Genomic DNA, 15,765 nt, shown 5'->3' on the forward strand with positions numbered 1-15,765 from the left:
TTAGACGCCTTTAATTTTTTCTTATAGATTATTATTAATATTTTATTTTAAAAATATTATCTAAATTCTGTGGTTCCATCGGGATATCGTGCAAATCTCCCTTTTTCTCTTGGATGAACAAAATCGTCACATTCCCATGGCCAGCCACCAAAGCCAGTGCTCTTGTAGTCTGCAAAAGCATCCATAATTTCTTTATCTGATGTCATAACAAAAGGTCCATAACTTACAACTGGCTCTCCAATAGGTTCTCCTTCTAAAAGCAGAATACAGCTTTCCTTAGCGCCATTTTCTATTTTTAAAACTTCATCACCTGCAAGTTTTACACTATTATAAACATCAATATCAGTTCCTTCAATCCTTATTGCCTCTCCATCATAGAAATAAATAGTTCTATTTAATGTTGAAGATACCTTTTGAAGTTCTATACTTGCTTCAGGTTCCATACGTATAATACATATTCTTACATGATTATTATCTTTACTTGCCCATGAATTAGGCGAAGGTTCTAGGCTCTTAGTACCATTATAGGTACCCGAAATAATTTTTACAGTACTTGTTTTTCCATTATTGTCTTTTGAGTTTATAACGGGTATATCCTCTGCCCAAAGCATTTTATAATGTGGTTCAACGAATTTATCTTTCTTAGGCAGATTGAGCCAGATTTGAAATAATTCTAGTGGATTTTCCTTTTCAGTATTAACTAAAGGGAACATTTCTGTATGATTACAGCCTCTACCTGCAGTCAGCCACTGCACATCATTAGCTCCATAGCGTCCTGTAGCACCAGCTGAATCAGCATGATCAACATATCCATCTAGAACTATTGTGACTGTTTCAAACCCTCTGTGAGGATGCTGAGGGAATCCTGGAATGGTATCCCCATGATACATATTCCATCCATCAATTCCTCTAAAGTCGTTGCCAATAGTTCTCCCATACAAAGAAGCATCTGGTCCCATCTCACCATTACCCTTTGGATAAGCATCCTTATGATGTGCACAAAATATAAAAGGATCACTTGTCTGCCACTGTGAACTTAGCTTGCTTATTTTAAGTATATTATTTTTTCCCATTTCGTAACCTCCCTTGATACTTCATATAATTTATAAATAATCTTTAATAATTCCCCTATAATATCAATCAAGTTAGAATTATCTAATTTTAAAAAAATATATTGATTAAATTTTCTCCATTTTATTATGTGTTACTTTTATAAATCCAATGAGATTTATAAAAGTAATTAATTGATAATGATTATTATTTATTAACAAAATTATAGCATAGCTTTCATGATTTGTATATTGCTTCTAATAATTTATTGCATTTTATTAATACGTAGTATATAAGAAAAATTTCTCTACTGTGTACATATTCTTTACAAAGTCAGTAAGTCTATATGAATATTGAGCCATTTATATTTAATAAAATGAATTGAGAAAACTTTAACAATAAATTTCACGCTTTTTATGCAATATCGTAGATGAACGATATTGCTATAGAATTATTTTATATTACATATTATTAATTTTTCCTTCTAAATTTTAATGAAATAGCGGTGAAACTCATATATTAGTATTTTTCAATACTAATATTATCTTATTAACTTATAAAGTAAAAAAAGGTTATTAAAGGTGATAAATAATTAACAAAATTGCTCGAAAAACGTTGATTATTTGTACTGTATCCTATATAATTATCTTTAAAGGATGGAAAAATAATCTTTTCTCCAAACTTTAAAATAATATTATGAAAGTGAGGGTATCATATTGAACCAGGTAAACGGAACGAAAGAATGGTCTAATCCTAGTCCCGCAGGCCTAGTTGCTTTAGCAGTAGCAAGTTTCTGCTTTTTTGCCTTATTATCAGGAAGAGTAACAAGCGGAGCCTTACCACTTCTTGGATGTTGGCTTATTGGAGGATTTGTAGTACAAGTTGTAGTTGCCTTAATTGATTTAAAAGGCGGTAATACTACTGGTGGAAACACATTTTTATTCTTTAGTGCATTTTTTATGTTAACGGGTGGAATTGAAATGCTCATTAAATTTAATGCGGTAACTAACGGAATTTCCCTAGATACGCGTATGGATGGTTGGGCATGGTTAGTACTTAGTATTTCACTTATTATGTGGACACCCGCATTCCTCAAAACACCATTAGTGTTGTCGCTAATCATTTTAGCTTTAGATCTATCTTCACTCTGTATTTCTCTAATTGATTTAGGAGTATTACCAAAGATTTTTTCAAATATACCTGCCTTTGGATTATTAATAGCAGGTATTTTAGGAATTTATCTTGCAGCTGCAATTATTGTTAATACCGCTTTTGGCAGACAAATCTACCCTTCACCAGGTCCAATTATTAAATAGATATCGTCACTTTAACTATACTACTCTATTTATCAAAAAAGTAAATGTATACATAGAACAAAATCTCAGGTTCAACAGTAGCCTGAGATTTTTTATGCGTCTATTTTTTCAAACATATGTGATAAAAATCTAGTATACGAATATATTTTATTTTTTCTTCTACTAAAACTTAACTTTCCAGTTATTAGGTTTCATAATCCAGACCTACAATGTTCACAAATTATCTAAAGATATAATTTACACGAAAATAAAACTATTTTTATTATACTTTTTAAAGACTTTTGCCTTAATGGGAAGTTTCTATAGAATAAAAATAAAGACTAAAATCCTCCTTTCTATAAATAATATTAGAGAACTTTAATCTTTATTGGTTTTTCTTCTTTAGAAGACATCTTATAGGTACACAAAGGATGCAAAGCTATAACAATATCTCAGTGCCCAATTAAAATTCAACTTACTTTAATGCATTTAAAGCAGCTTCATAATTTGGTTCTGATGTTACTTCCTCGCAATATTCTACATGAGTAACCTTGCTATTTTCGTCAACTACAAATACTGCTCTTGTTAGCAGCCCTAATTCTTTAATGTAAGTTCCGAATTCCTTACCAAAGCTCCTATCCTTATAATCTGATAATGTTTGAACTGCATCAATGCCTTGATTTCCGCACCATCTTCCTTGTGCAAAAGGTAGATCCATTGATACTACATATATCTTTACATTGTTTAATTTTCCAGCTTCTTCATTAAATTTCCTTACTTCAAGATCACATACTGGTGTATCTATTGATGGAACACTTACATATGCTCTCTTTCCTGTAAAATCTTTCGAATTAACAGCATTTAAACCATTATCTGTTACTACGAAGTCTGGTGCAGTATCACCAACTTTAATTTCTCTTCCTTCTAATGTTACTTCATTTCCTTGAAATTTAACTTTCATAATTCATTCCTCCTAAATTATTAATATTATATTTTAACTATTTTCTTAGTGGTTTATCAAATATTTTTCTGCCCCATATATACTAACGGCTCCATCAGCAGCAGCTGTAAGTACTTGCCTAACTTCTTTTGCTCTAATATCTCCTATGGCAAATATACCATCTACATTTGTTTTACAGCTTTCATCTGCAATAATATAACCACTTTTATCCAAAGCTACTAAGTCTTTAACTAATTCTGATGATGGATCACTTCCAATTGCTACAAAAACACCATTAACTTCTAAATTATCTATCTTACCATCTTTATTATTTTTAATTTCTATACCACTTAATTTTTCTTCTCCATTAAGTTTTGTAACTCCACTATTCCAGATTATTTCTACATTATTTGTTTCAAATAACTTTTTTTGTGCAGATTTATTTGCTCTAAGTGAATCTCTTCTGACAATTACATATACTTTTTCAGCAATTCTTGAAAGATGAAGTGCATCCTCTACTGCTGTATCTCCACCACCTACAACAGCAACTACTTTTTTTCTAAAGAAGCCTCCGTCACAAGTAGCACAGTATGATACACCTTTACCTGTAAGTTCTTCTTCTCTATCAATTCCTAATTTTTTAGGCTTTGCACCCATTGATAAGATTATGACCTTACTTTCATAAGTATTCACACCAGTTATAACTTTTTTTATATCTCCATCAACTTTTATATCTATTACTTCTTCATATTTCATAATGCTTCCAAAATCTTTTGCATGTTCATACATAGTATTGGCAAGTTCTGAACCTGTTATGCTGCGAAAACCAGGATAATTTTCCACTTCATTTGTAGTAACTATCTGGCCACCTTCATATTGTTTTTCAAGCATTAATGCATCTAATCCGGCTCTACCTGCATATAATGCTGCTGTAAGGGCAGCTGGTCCTCCTCCAATTATAATAATATCTTTCATATTACCAACACCTCTCCTAATAATCATTTATATATTCTTTGATAATATACAATTTATAAAAATTTCAATAAGTTGTTCTAAATTAATAATTAAATTTTATAAAATTAAATTTTGTTATATTGTATTTTATAATATTATATTAACTTTATTGATAAAATTAGTCAACTGTTTTCCAATAAAAAAATTTGATATTTATTAAAAAATTATTGTGTATAGATAACATAATCATAAACTATACTTAGACTATGAAATATCTTTCAATCAGAAATCATAAATATATTTTCATAGCTTTTTGGAACAAAAGTGTGTTATTCATTTCGATGAGGCACACTCATAAGTTCAGGTATTAGTTTAGTTATCTATAATTCTTAGATATTTTCATTATTCTTATTCTGAGTTTAACCTCTTTATGTTTAAACACAAAAAATATATAATATATATATTGCAAAAATAATCCTTCATCATAATTCTAAAAATATTATAAGAATTTTATCCGTAATTGTGAATTGTGAAATGTGCATTGTGAATTGCAAAATATATAGCAAAACTATAGCCTAGGTCTATAAATATAACTCACCGAAATTAGTAATATAATTTTATGATAAGTATCTTAATAGTGTTTCGAATCAAAAATATTTATTACTTCAGTTGATTTAAACATAAGCCTAGTTTCAGATAGGAGAAAATAAGAATTATGAATTTTATTAATCATTTTAAAACTATAACTAATCATAAACTATTAGTTATGAAATATTGTTTTAAAGTAGGTTTATATAAGCAAGGATTACTTCATGATCTGTCTAAATATTCGTTTGTAGAGTTTTCAGCTGGAATAAAGTATTATAAGGGGTATGCAAGTCCTAATGGTGTTCAAAAAGCTGTTGAAGGATATTCATCAGCATGGCTACATCATAAGGGTAGGAATAAGCATCATTTCGAATATTGGATTGATTATGGAGTAAATGAAGCAGAAGGTCTTAAAGGAATGAAAATGCCTGTTAATTATGTTGTAGAAATGTTTATAGACAGGGTTTGTGCTTCAAAAAATTATTTAAAAGAAAAATATATTGATGAAAGTCCTCTTAGTTATTACGAAAACAGAAAACATTATTATGTATTACATGAAGATGTACGTGCTCTTTTAGAAAATTTGCTTAATAAACTCGCCAATGAAGGAGAAGACAAAACTTTTACATATGTTAAAAACAACATTCTGAAAAATACAGAAAAATTTTATAGTAAAACACTCTAGTTTATTTTAGTTTTCTTTGAGCTGCCACCCACTATGATTATAGCCTATTATAAGCTTGGATTTGTAGAATGCAAATCCAGGCTTACGTTTAGATGTATTTTTCCAACCACTTTGTGATAGCTCGGGATTGTTCCTCTGTATGAAAATCATGTTCACTTCCAATTGATACGGTTAAATCGCTATTAAATTTTTTTGAAAAATTATCTATAACCTCATGACTTTGCAAATTATCTTCTGATCCATAAATAATTGCAGTATGTATATTCCATTTATTAATTGAGTGTTCTTTTACATAGCTGTAATAATCCCATGAAAGAGTTTCAATTGGAGTATATATTTCCTTTTTTTCTCTAAGTAACTCTTCTGTAACATTGAACCATTTGAACATTTTGCATATAAGATGCTCCATATCAACAATTGGTGATTGAAATAAGCATTTCTTTATTGGAAGATTCTTATATGCGTGCAAACTGAAATACGCGCCAAGACTGCACCCAAATAAGTTTATTTCTTTCCAATTTTCTTGTACATATGCTCCAATTTTTTCGAGATCATGTACTCCATTCCAAACATTGCATAGATAGTTTTTATCTTTCCTTTTACCATGTTCTGGGAGATCAAAACTAAGAACCTGATATCCTCTTTCTGATGCTATCTGTGAAAACTCATGTGCACTTTCTTTGCTAGACATTTTTCCATGAACAAATATATATATTTTATCTGAAGGTTCTCCCCATAAGATCGCTGGAATGTTATCTATTTCTATTTTACTGGTGGTTTCCATAATGGCGCCTCCATAAATGTAGTTTCTTTTATATTAGGAAGAATATCATATATAGAGCAATTCATCTGCTTTTCAAAATAATCTTTCATTTCAAATGTTGCATTCCAACGTTCTACTGTAAATGGAAATGTTCCATAGCGTCTTGTAGTATTAACAAATCGCTTTTCTAACATACAAAATCCTTGAGCGTCAGCAAGTGAATCACAAAGAATTAATAATCTATCATAGTCATCATAGGTTAAATCATTAATATATTTTCTAACAAATTCACTTTCTTCATCACTCATATCATTTTGTCCTATTTCTTTATCAAAGTCAGGAACCGGAAATGAATGTGTCAAACAAATTCTTCCTACTTCATCCCACCCCTTTTCCAACATAAATTTATATCCATCAATGCCATGTCTTCTTGCGCTTATACCATATCTTCTACCTATATCATGAAGAAGTCCTAGCACATAAGCTTTGTCTGGATTAAGATTACTACATTTTTCAGCAATAATTTGTGCTGCTAATCCAACATTTATAGAATGCTCTGTCCATGGTCCTTGATTTAATTGTCCTGCTATTTCTAATTCTTTTTCAGCCACTTCTCTACTTGGAAACATATTATCCTCCTAAACGTATCATATAAATTCTAATTTATTATCCTGATTTCAGTTGCTTAAATCATTATTTAATACTCTATGAATATTATGTTTGTTTATAAGTAAATTATAGCATGTTTTGTAAATGTTATACTATTATGTTTTCTAGTAGTACATTTTTTATTTACTGCATCAAATATTAATTAGATCATCTATATTTATCGCTAAATATATCACAAATAAATATTTCATCCTTTAAATTTTCAGATTATATTATTTTTTAAAAGCTTTTCAACATCTCTAAGCCTCCATGTTTCCTATAAATTGTTAACCTTTTTTATTCTTAACTTCTTAACTTTTTTTCTTTTTTCTTCTTAAATTCGCTCATTTTTAAATTTAAAAAAAGTTTTATTTAAAACTATGTTCCTTTAAAAGAATGTTTAATGGAAACTTTGAAAATTTATTTATTTTTGACAAGGTTTAAATTATGCTAAACCATATAGTTAAATCTTGGGCTTATTATATTTTTAAAGCTTAAATATAATAATATGCTAAGAAACAATATTCCAATTTCAATTAAGTTTCCGTCAGATACTAAGTATGCTATACACAGCAAAGGAATAAATATTATTATATAAGCAACTATATGTATCGCTTTCCATACAGATCTTCTTTCATCTCGAAACTTAATGCTTACTAATCTATCTATATAGATTGTGCTTAGAATGGTAAATATAAAAATTATTATAAGATCATGTTATACCTCCATAACAAGAAAATATCACACTATTCATATATTGTTTTGAACTTCCTTATTAATCTCAGCAATTTTGTCCTGTAAAAACTTTTTAAGCAAGTCAGCATCTTCCTTATCCATAATGGCTTTAATTTCTTCTAACTTCAATCCATATTCTTTTAATTCAGATATAGAAAGAAGTTTTAAAACCTGTTCATATGCATAATATCTGTACTGAGTATCTCTGTCCACATACATAGGTTTTAACAGATTAATCTCATCATAATAACGAAGTGTCTTAGTTGAAACTCTCCCAATTTTAGAAAACTGTCCAATGGTGTACACAATTAATTCTCCTTCCTGTCGACAATCGTAGTATAAACCTTCCAGTTAAGGTTAAAGTCAAGAGGTAATTTTATTATTTATATTTTAATTTTATCTTACGAAAAAATATTGTCTTAATTCTTTATTTAATCCTGCTAAGTTCATCTAAAAATGCTGGTTTCTTTCTATATAAAGCTATTAATTCATTAACTATTGGGATTTGACTTTGCTTTCCTGGAATCTTTTTATATTTTTTAATTATTCTGCATACATTTTTATAATGACTTCTATTTACAGCACGACTTGCTTCAAACATTATGTATTTTTTATAAATTTCTATAACCTCATCTTTAAATTTAGACATTAAAATTTCTGCATAGCTATCGATACTTGTTGGATTGTCTCTTACATATTCCATTATTTCATCCAAATCATTTTCTTCTAATATTATCTGAAGAAAAATACTCTTAGCTTGATAACCATTATTATTTTTAAGTTCTTGCTTTAAATCACTATAGAAACTTGTTTCATTTTCTGTGATTTCTTTTAATTCTTTATAATATTCAAAACTCCCCTGAAGTAAAAGTTCTTTAGCTCATACCTCATAGAAAGTTCTTTGTATGACGTATATCTTATTTTTTTCCATTTTAAAATTAATCCAGAAAATCTAATCTTTTCGCTATTTCTTCTATATGAACATTTTAAGTTTCACAACAACCTCCATAAGTTTTAGAAATAAAATACTTATGAATACATTATGTCACTAATAGAGATATAATAATTCTAATCCTTTTAAGAAAATCTATTAATAACATAATAATAGTCTAGCTTTGCCTGCTTAGAGAAATTGAAACTTGTGTTATCTTAATACATCTATTTCAAATCCATATTCATGAAATGTAATGTTTGCGTCAATTGTTTCTTCATAGATTCCATCTACCTGCCTTAATCCATTTTTTAGGTATAAATTTATGGCTGGTTTATTTATATTAATAACAAAAAGTCTTAAATATTTAACGTTCATCTGCTTAGTTAGTATAATGACATGCTCAAGCATTATACTGCCAATTCCTTGTCTTGAATAATCAACATTAACTCCAAAACGTTCAATATATAATGCTTTAGAGTTGGGATTCTCCCATTTCACACAACTTTCTCCAGCATTTGATTCACATAATGCAAAGGAGCCAACTATATTATCATCTTTCTCAACTAGCAAATAAAGGCGATTATTTTCAATATCCTTGCTGAAAAACTCACACGGATATATTTCGTCCCAAATTGGTATGTTGTTTCTATTCATATTATCAATTATGTTTCCATACACAGCTTTAAGTCTGGGTAAATCATTTAAATTAGATAATCTTAAATTCATATCAATTCATCTCCAAATGACTATTTATAATGTTCAATATTAAATGCTTACAAATTCAGTATTCAAAGGTACATTTTCCATTCTGCCACCTAACTATAGAACAAAATTCAAATTTCAATTCCTGTTTTCCAGATTACTAAACTGAAATTTATATATTCGGACTATCTTTAAGCTTAACATAATATAAATTTAAGCCTAATCGAAAAACTTCCCTGTATAAAAATTCTCATTTTCAAGTTTCTTCGCCGTCATTCTAAATATAACGCAGCCATCTGGACATACAACATCTTTAGTATACTTGCTATCTCCACCAATATTCTCTAAATCTCCACCACTTCTGACAGCCTCCATGATTGGAAACATAATCATCATTACTTTTGAGCAAATCCCCTGTCCATCCTTATTTACAGGACAACCATAGGTGCATGTATACTTATCTCCAACTTCCTCACCATTTCGGCAATACCTCTCTGTGTGGTCACTTCGAATAAATCCTGTTACCTCAATTTCCCATTCGTACTCTTCATCATACCATTTTTTCATAATTATCCTCCATATTATAACTCATATATTTGTTATTATTTAACATTCATTTCCCATTTTTGAATCAGAGATATTAGATGCCTTCTTCTTTTTATTTTAATTGCATCAGATTTCATACTTTTTTACACTTTAACCTTTTCGCTATTTCTTCTATATGAGTATTGTCAGTTCCACAACAACCTCCTAAAATTTTAGGAACAAAATATTTATATAAATCCATCATGTCATCAGCAAGACTAACACTATCAGAAAATTTCAAATCAGTAGAATTATCTAATTCTTCTGGGGATAATGGCGAAGTGTTTGCTTGTATTCCATGAAATCTTTCTTTAACTAATTTTGTTTTATTGAAAGAATAAGATAAAGATTTTTTTAATATTACTGGATGAACACAGTTTACCATATAGCAAATAGGCTTTTTAACTGTAGCATTATCTATATGTAAAATTGCGTCATTAATAGTAGTTCCATCTATTAGCCGTCCATCATCCCTAATCATAAAACTAATTATATATGGCAATTCTGTACTTTCCATAGCTTTTGCAATTCCAATTGCCTCAGATATCGCAGGCATAATGCCTGCAAATAGAAAATCTACTCCCGACTCTTTAAATAAATTTGCCTGCCATGAATGGAATTCCTTTGCGTCATCTATTGATAAGGCATCACTGGCTTTGTATGCATCCCCTTTGCATCCCATTAAACCACCTACAAACAACATATCTATCTTTGCATTACTTTTTATTCCTTGCAGAAATTTCACATTATCTTCTATTATTTTTTCAGTAAATTCAGATTCTACGACACGCTCTTTATTTGCTCTTCTTGTAGGTGTTGTCGCAATAAATGGTAATTCATATTTTTCAGCAGTTTTTAAATATTCTTGAAAAATGCTGCACATGGCTTGTCTTGAATCAGAATTATAAACTAACCCAGCCATCGCAACCTTCTCATCAAATATAATATTAAATTCTCTTTTTAATCTTTCTCCTAAAGCTCCCTCCATTAAAATAGATGAAGATTTATCAAAGCAAGTTTGAAAGTCCATATATAATCCTCTTTACATTTACTCTTTTTAAAATTTTTCACGCTATTGACTAGATATTTAACTTACAGCCACTCATTAAATTTCATATATAACAATAGAATATTTTATATTAAGTCTACTACTGATTATATTTATTATATAAACACTGCTTATACGCTTATTTTGATGCTAATGAAAAAATAATACCATATAAAACACATCCTAAAGGAAATAATATAAATATGCTTCCTAAAATTATTGAACCTATATTAAATGAAAAATTTACTGTACTGTCTTTTGTTTTCATCTGTTTCAAGTATATTTTATTCATCGCTATGCCTGTGCCACCGATAATTATCAAACCTGTTCCTATAAAACAGATAAGAGCAATGATAATTCCAATTATAGCTGCAAAGAATGGAAAGAAAATTATAAATCCCATTATATCACCTCTCCTATAATTTATTTAAAATGAATACTCCTGCAATCAAATAACACAATGTTATCAAAATGCCGACCCACATGTGTATAGCAGAAAGTAACCAATAACTAACTTTTATTTTTTTATCTGATGTATCAAAGCGTTTACTCATCTTCATCCCTTTATATCCTCTAATTATTGCAATAACAGCAAAAAATAAAGCGGCTATAAATGCTAAAATGATGATTACATTTCCTAATTTTATCATTCTTTTCTCCCTTTTATCTAAATAGTATTCTTATTTTTTTCAAGCTTAAAGTAATGCTTATACTCTTCATAAAATTATTCTATCCCAAGTAATTCAGAACTTTTATGATCTAATAATGTATCATCTATATCAAAGAAAATCATCTCTTACCTCCATTTGTCAAAAACTATTATATTACATCGTCTCATGTTCCATCCAATTCTCACTATGATTACTACATTCTGCGCAACTTAGCGAAATGCATATCCATTCAAAACCATTAACCCAATCTTCTTCTGAAAAAGAATCATCGTTACTGACACATTCGTCGATAAAATCCTGTTTTCCTTGCGAATAAATTTCCATTGATATTACGAAAGCATCTTCTTTACATTTTTCACAAATTACTTTCTTAAATAATTGGGTTCTATCTAAAGAATCATACTTACATACAAAACCGTTCCATCCATGCTTTCCGGCATCAAAAATACTGATTTCTTTATTACATTTTTGGCATGTCGCCTTTACAATCATTTTGTTGTTACTTTGATAAACATTAAAGCTCTCAGTACCACAAGAACATTTTAATTTCCCTTTTACTTTATATTCGCTGTCATTGGCATCAGCTAATTGAAAAAACTCTTTAATATGGCTAGGAATAGGATAGTTCATTTTATTCTTTCTCCTTTACAAATTACTATTTATAATGCGCAGCATTAAATTAGAATTTATAATTCAAATTTAATAAAACTATTTATATCTTGGATATTCTGGCAGTAAGTCAATTAGCTTGATTGACCTCCCTTGATTATCAAGCAATATTTCAATGTTATCTGAATCTTTTCCAAGATGCATCATAAATTCTCTGCATGCGCCACAAGAAGGTATAACTTTACCATCCTTGTAAACAGAAACTACTTTATCTACTTCATTTTCTCCATGTGTGAGCATTGTTGATAAAGCATTTCTCTCCGCGCACATTCCTAATGAACTAGTCGTATCAATACAAATCCCTGTGTAAATATTTCCTCTTTTTGTTAGCACAGCTGAAGCAACGCTTCTAACCCACATTGTACTTGAAATTTCATGTGGATTTATTACATTAATGGCTTCTTTATAAAGCTTTTCCCATATTTGTTCCATATTGCTCTCCTTAATCTTTAATTTAGTATTTATAATAATACCCTTCAATATCTCTCGTATTCTGCTGTTCCGATGGAACTTTATTCATTTCTCTTTTCATAAACTCAGGAAAATCTTCCATACTGGAATCCACCCTATAAATTTTAATTTCTGTTTTACTTTATAACGTCTTGATAGATTATATCCACTATTTCATTTAAGCTTAATTCTTTATGTAAGAATACTTCTGAAATAACATCTGATAAATCTTTTTCGTTCCACCATTCTCTCATTTCTTTCTCTCCAAATTCATGTGAATTGGACTTTTGCCTATGACGATTTAAAGTTTCCTCAAATGGTATATCAAAATAATATGCAAAGATTTGATTGCCGAATTCGTCTGATAAATCTTGAAATAATTTTTTATACCACTTTGAATTTAAAATTCCTTCTAAAATTACTATATTACAATGGCTCTTTCCATATAGTACAAGTTCAAATATTAATTCACCTGCTTTTGGATTGGGTCCATCTTTTGCAAATAGGATGTCCCTTCTAACAACATCTTGCGAAATTAGCATTGTGTCTTGTCCAATTTTTTTCTGCAAGGCTTTTCCTGTAGTAGTCTTACCACTTCCAGAATTGCCTCTTATAATTATTAACTTCGCCACTCTTTACCTCTCCATCCCCCAATGTCTTTCTGTTTTGAGTTAATTAAACCGCTGTCCATATCTAACTAATTATAACATATTCTGTAAGAATATTACGAATTAAATATTAAGGAGAATTGGTTCTAATTTATTTTTTTATAAAAATAACAACACTAAATATCTAAAAAAAATTAGTGTTGTCCATTACAAAGCAAATTAAAACCATGAAATATCATTATAAGATACCTCATGGTTTCATAAGCTTAAAAAAATAGTGTGGTTACATTATCATATCTAATACTGTTTTTTCATTAATACCATCTTCAGTTGAAATTGAATATGATATATCATCCTTTTTCCATGTTGCTAAGTTATACTCTTCATTTTTATTTCCTTCAAGAGTTACGTCTATCCCATTTACTTTTACTGTATTCTTAACTTGATAGGTATTATAATCTCCACTTATATTATCAGTGCTTTTACCTGCTCTGAAAATCATATTGTTATTACCATTGTTATAATCTACTTGTATCATTTCATTTGATATAATACTTACATTTTCTACTTTAAATCCATTAGGCAATGTTTTTAATGGACTCACTTTTAAATTCAATGCTTTTTCTGCTTCATCTAGTGTCTTATATTCTTGACTATAACCTACATCTTTGTCCATTGCAACCGATGTATTAGAAACACTATCATCTGTATTATCTTCTGATATTTTATTTTCTTTTACATCTTCTGGAGCTGTTTTTTGATCTGTGCTTGTTGGATTTTTTTCTTCTTTATTATTAATATCATCTTTATGATTTGTTTTTGAAGAAGTATTTGAATTTTCTATAGCCTTATTATCAGTAGCTTTATCATCATTATTTTTATTTTCGGGTATCTGCCTCTTCTTTTCCTCTGATCCTGAGTTAAATTGTGAGTTGTCTTTTCCTTCCTGCCCAGCTTTTGAGACATTATTGGTATTTTTGTTCACATTATTACTGCCATTATTATAGTTATTATTATTTTTGTTATTATTTGTATTATTTTGATCTACAGCTATATCTTCTTTATGATCATTGTCAGATGCTTCTTTACTATCCTTATTATAAACCAATTCACTATCTTCAATAGATTTTAAATCATTATTCTTATCCTCATGATTTTCTTCCACTTCATTTTGTTCTAAATCATTAGACGGATGTTTGAAAAGCATAGGATAACTTTTAGCTACGCTTAAACATATAAGTATTGCACCACAGGCTGCCGCCATTTGCATATTTCTTTTAGCATTATATTTCTTTACTTTTGGCATAGTAGTTTTTACTTTTATTTCTTTTTCTTCATTGTTATCCTTCTTATTTTCAGCCAAAACATTTTGGAGTATTCTTTTTTTCATATCATCATTCATCACTATTTTATTTAGTTCTTCTTTATATTTCTTACTCAAAATCATACTCCTCCTTCAGCTCTATTTTTAACATATTTCTTCCTCTGCTAAGTAATGATCTTACTGTAGCTTCTTTCTTATTTACTATATTTGATATTTCAACCGTAGTATAGCCTTCATAATAATATAAATGAACAATTTCTCTATATTTCAGTGGAAGTTTCATAACCTGATTTAAAACATTGTTATCTTTGTATTCATCGTAATAGGGCATATCAGTTAACTCTACATGCTTTTTAAACCATACTGATTTCAACTTATTTTTGCATATATTTCTGGTAACACAAATAAGCCAATGCTTTTTGTGATCGTCGCTTTCAAATATCTCTATATTTTTAAGCAATTGTACAAAAACATCTTGAACAGCATCTTCTGCATCGTATATATTTTTCATATATGAATATGCAAGCCTCAGCAGCATATCTCCATAATGATCTAAATCTTGTGAAATAATTTCATCCGTACGCAATGAAACATCTTTCATTAAAAAACTCATCCTTCCATCCAGTAGCACAACAATGTATTGTAGATATTCAACTTTAAAACTAAATTTATGTGGTAACTTACCGAAATCATAAATATTTTGTTCCGAAAAGCTATGAAAATATCGCCGAAGATTCTAAGGTGTAGATTTCACCATTTTAGCAACTAAATATCTTTATCTAATAAATACCATATGAAACGTTATAGTATTGCTTAAATCTATATTTCAAACTGTTTATCCATAGTCCCAAAATTAACTCTTCCTTATTATTCATGTCTCTACTTATGTTACTTGTTATTTAAATTTCTTTCTAATACAAGTTCTGATTAACTTACTTTATTTAATTATAATTATAATAATATGTAATGAGAATTATTTGCTAGAATATATAATCATAAACTTGGTTAATATGTATCTATATTTTTTTACAAAACCTGTTTTGTACCTCTAGATAGAAACAAGATATATATTTGCTATGGTGTTACTTGAAATTTATCTTAATAAATATCCTTAGA

Annotated in this window: 19 protein-coding genes; 2 read left to right on the plus strand and 17 right to left on the minus strand. The window is 29.0% G+C overall.

Annotation, left to right across the window (positions count from 1 at the left end; translation table 11 throughout):
• Positions 1–56 precede the first annotated feature (56 nt).
• A complete protein-coding gene (locus AXY43_RS01360) occupies positions 57–1,073 on the minus strand; it encodes a pirin family protein (protein WP_105410821.1) in 1,017 nt (338 codons plus the stop codon).
• A gap of 693 nt (positions 1,074–1,766) precedes the next feature.
• Between AXY43_RS01360 and AXY43_RS01365 the strand changes: the two genes are divergently transcribed.
• Positions 1,767–2,366 carry an acetate uptake transporter family protein gene (locus AXY43_RS01365; RefSeq protein WP_012058887.1) on the plus strand — a complete coding sequence of 200 codons (600 nt, stop codon included), beginning with the start codon at positions 1,767–1,769 and terminating at the stop codon, positions 2,364–2,366.
• Between the two features lie 454 nt (positions 2,367–2,820).
• Here AXY43_RS01365 and tpx read toward each other — a convergent pair whose 3' ends face one another.
• Positions 2,821–3,306, minus strand: coding sequence for a thiol peroxidase (tpx, locus tag AXY43_RS01370; protein WP_023975613.1), 486 nt, complete (start codon positions 3,304–3,306; stop codon positions 2,821–2,823).
• Between the two features lie 45 nt (positions 3,307–3,351).
• The gene (gene trxB, locus AXY43_RS01375) at positions 3,352–4,260 is read right to left on the minus strand and encodes a thioredoxin-disulfide reductase (protein ID WP_023975614.1); all 909 of its coding nucleotides are present in this window, start codon (positions 4,258–4,260) and stop codon (positions 3,352–3,354) included.
• A 694-nt stretch (positions 4,261–4,954) separates the two neighbouring features.
• On the opposite strand from trxB, the gene AXY43_RS01380 reads away from it, so the two are divergent.
• Positions 4,955–5,512, plus strand: coding sequence for a DUF5662 family protein (locus AXY43_RS01380; protein WP_087701966.1), 558 nt, complete (start codon positions 4,955–4,957; stop codon positions 5,510–5,512).
• An 88-nt stretch (positions 5,513–5,600) separates the two neighbouring features.
• On the opposite strand, the gene AXY43_RS01385 is transcribed toward AXY43_RS01380, so the two are convergent.
• The 14 genes from AXY43_RS01385 to AXY43_RS01455 all read right to left on the minus strand — a co-directional run bounded on the left by AXY43_RS01385 (position 5,601) and on the right by AXY43_RS01455 (position 15,250).
• Positions 5,601–6,296, minus strand: coding sequence for an alpha/beta hydrolase (locus tag AXY43_RS01385; protein WP_105410822.1), 696 nt, complete (start codon positions 6,294–6,296; stop codon positions 5,601–5,603).
• Entirely contained in the window at positions 6,275–6,904 is a 630-nt protein-coding gene (locus AXY43_RS01390) for an HD domain-containing protein (RefSeq protein WP_039771068.1), read from the minus strand. Before AXY43_RS01390 ends, AXY43_RS01385 begins: the two co-directional genes overlap by 22 nt.
• 769 nt (positions 6,905–7,673) lie before the next feature.
• Positions 7,674–7,964, minus strand: a complete 291-nt coding sequence (locus tag AXY43_RS01395) for a MerR family transcriptional regulator (RefSeq protein WP_023975618.1) — start codon at positions 7,962–7,964, stop codon at positions 7,674–7,676.
• Between the two features lie 121 nt (positions 7,965–8,085).
• A complete protein-coding gene (locus AXY43_RS27420) occupies positions 8,086–8,373 on the minus strand; it encodes a hypothetical protein (RefSeq protein ID WP_023975619.1) in 288 nt (95 codons plus the stop codon).
• 429 nt (positions 8,374–8,802) lie between these two features.
• Positions 8,803–9,318, minus strand: coding sequence for a GNAT family N-acetyltransferase (locus tag AXY43_RS01405; RefSeq protein WP_105410823.1), 516 nt, complete (start codon positions 9,316–9,318; stop codon positions 8,803–8,805).
• A gap of 195 nt (positions 9,319–9,513) precedes the next feature.
• Entirely contained in the window at positions 9,514–9,861 is a 348-nt protein-coding gene (locus AXY43_RS01410; protein WP_023975621.1) for a TIGR04076 family protein, read from the minus strand.
• Between the two features lie 112 nt (positions 9,862–9,973).
• The gene (locus AXY43_RS01415; protein WP_039771071.1) at positions 9,974–10,909 is read right to left on the minus strand and encodes a homocysteine S-methyltransferase family protein; all 936 of its coding nucleotides are present in this window, start codon (positions 10,907–10,909) and stop codon (positions 9,974–9,976) included.
• Positions 10,910–11,066: 157 nt separating this feature from the next.
• Complete coding sequence (locus tag AXY43_RS01420) at positions 11,067–11,330, minus strand: hypothetical protein (RefSeq protein ID WP_023976378.1); 264 nt, start codon at positions 11,328–11,330, stop codon at positions 11,067–11,069.
• Positions 11,331–11,343: 13 nt separating this feature from the next.
• Positions 11,344–11,577 carry a hypothetical protein gene (locus AXY43_RS01425; protein ID WP_105410824.1) on the minus strand — a complete coding sequence of 78 codons (234 nt, stop codon included), beginning with the start codon at positions 11,575–11,577 and terminating at the stop codon, positions 11,344–11,346.
• 174 nt (positions 11,578–11,751) lie between these two features.
• Positions 11,752–12,228 carry a hypothetical protein gene (locus tag AXY43_RS01430; protein WP_105410825.1) on the minus strand — a complete coding sequence of 159 codons (477 nt, stop codon included), beginning with the start codon at positions 12,226–12,228 and terminating at the stop codon, positions 11,752–11,754.
• Positions 12,229–12,306: 78 nt separating this feature from the next.
• Positions 12,307–12,699, minus strand: a complete 393-nt coding sequence (locus tag AXY43_RS01435; RefSeq protein WP_105410826.1) for a cytidine deaminase family protein — start codon at positions 12,697–12,699, stop codon at positions 12,307–12,309.
• Between the two features lie 155 nt (positions 12,700–12,854).
• Complete coding sequence (locus tag AXY43_RS01445; RefSeq protein ID WP_105410827.1) at positions 12,855–13,349, minus strand: kinase; 495 nt, start codon at positions 13,347–13,349, stop codon at positions 12,855–12,857.
• A 259-nt stretch (positions 13,350–13,608) separates the two neighbouring features.
• The gene (locus AXY43_RS01450; protein ID WP_105410828.1) at positions 13,609–14,772 is read right to left on the minus strand and encodes a hypothetical protein; all 1,164 of its coding nucleotides are present in this window, start codon (positions 14,770–14,772) and stop codon (positions 13,609–13,611) included.
• On the minus strand, positions 14,759–15,250 hold the full coding sequence (locus AXY43_RS01455; protein WP_077829490.1) for an RNA polymerase sigma factor: 492 nt from the start codon (positions 15,248–15,250) through the stop codon (positions 14,759–14,761). Before AXY43_RS01455 ends, AXY43_RS01450 begins: the two co-directional genes overlap by 14 nt.
• Positions 15,251–15,765: the final 515 nt, after the last annotated feature.

The sequence above is a fragment of the Clostridium sp. MF28 genome (assembly GCF_002969175.1).
GTDB lineage: Bacteria > Bacillota > Clostridia > Clostridiales > Clostridiaceae > Clostridium > Clostridium beijerinckii.

What these genes read in the sequence shown, in the direction of transcription:
- AXY43_RS01360 (WP_105410821.1), bottom strand. Translation starts at nt 1,073, where the DNA reads ATGGGAAAAAATAATATACTTAAAATAAGCAAGCTAAGTTCACAGTGG.
- tpx (WP_023975613.1), bottom strand. Translation starts at nt 3,306, where the DNA reads ATGAAAGTTAAATTTCAAGGAAATGAAGTAACATTAGAAGGAAGAGAA.
- trxB (WP_023975614.1), bottom strand. Translation starts at nt 4,260, where the DNA reads ATGAAAGATATTATTATAATTGGAGGAGGACCAGCTGCCCTTACAGCA.
- AXY43_RS01380 (WP_087701966.1), top strand. Translation starts at nt 4,955, where the DNA reads ATGAATTTTATTAATCATTTTAAAACTATAACTAATCATAAACTATTA.
- AXY43_RS01385 (WP_105410822.1), bottom strand. Translation starts at nt 6,296, where the DNA reads ATGGAAACCACCAGTAAAATAGAAATAGATAACATTCCAGCGATCTTA.
- AXY43_RS01390 (WP_039771068.1), bottom strand. Translation starts at nt 6,904, where the DNA reads ATGTTTCCAAGTAGAGAAGTGGCTGAAAAAGAATTAGAAATAGCAGGA.
- AXY43_RS01405 (WP_105410823.1), bottom strand. Translation starts at nt 9,318, where the DNA reads ATGAATTTAAGATTATCTAATTTAAATGATTTACCCAGACTTAAAGCT.
- AXY43_RS01410 (WP_023975621.1), bottom strand. Translation starts at nt 9,861, where the DNA reads ATGAAAAAATGGTATGATGAAGAGTACGAATGGGAAATTGAGGTAACA.
- AXY43_RS01415 (WP_039771071.1), bottom strand. Translation starts at nt 10,909, where the DNA reads ATGGACTTTCAAACTTGCTTTGATAAATCTTCATCTATTTTAATGGAG.
- AXY43_RS01420 (WP_023976378.1), bottom strand. Translation starts at nt 11,330, where the DNA reads ATGGGATTTATAATTTTCTTTCCATTCTTTGCAGCTATAATTGGAATT.
- AXY43_RS01425 (WP_105410824.1), bottom strand. Translation starts at nt 11,577, where the DNA reads ATGATAAAATTAGGAAATGTAATCATCATTTTAGCATTTATAGCCGCT.
- AXY43_RS01430 (WP_105410825.1), bottom strand. Translation starts at nt 12,228, where the DNA reads ATGAACTATCCTATTCCTAGCCATATTAAAGAGTTTTTTCAATTAGCT.
- AXY43_RS01435 (WP_105410826.1), bottom strand. Translation starts at nt 12,699, where the DNA reads ATGGAACAAATATGGGAAAAGCTTTATAAAGAAGCCATTAATGTAATA.
- AXY43_RS01450 (WP_105410828.1), bottom strand. Translation starts at nt 14,772, where the DNA reads ATGATTTTGAGTAAGAAATATAAAGAAGAACTAAATAAAATAGTGATG.
- AXY43_RS01455 (WP_077829490.1), bottom strand. Translation starts at nt 15,250, where the DNA reads ATGAAAGATGTTTCATTGCGTACGGATGAAATTATTTCACAAGATTTA.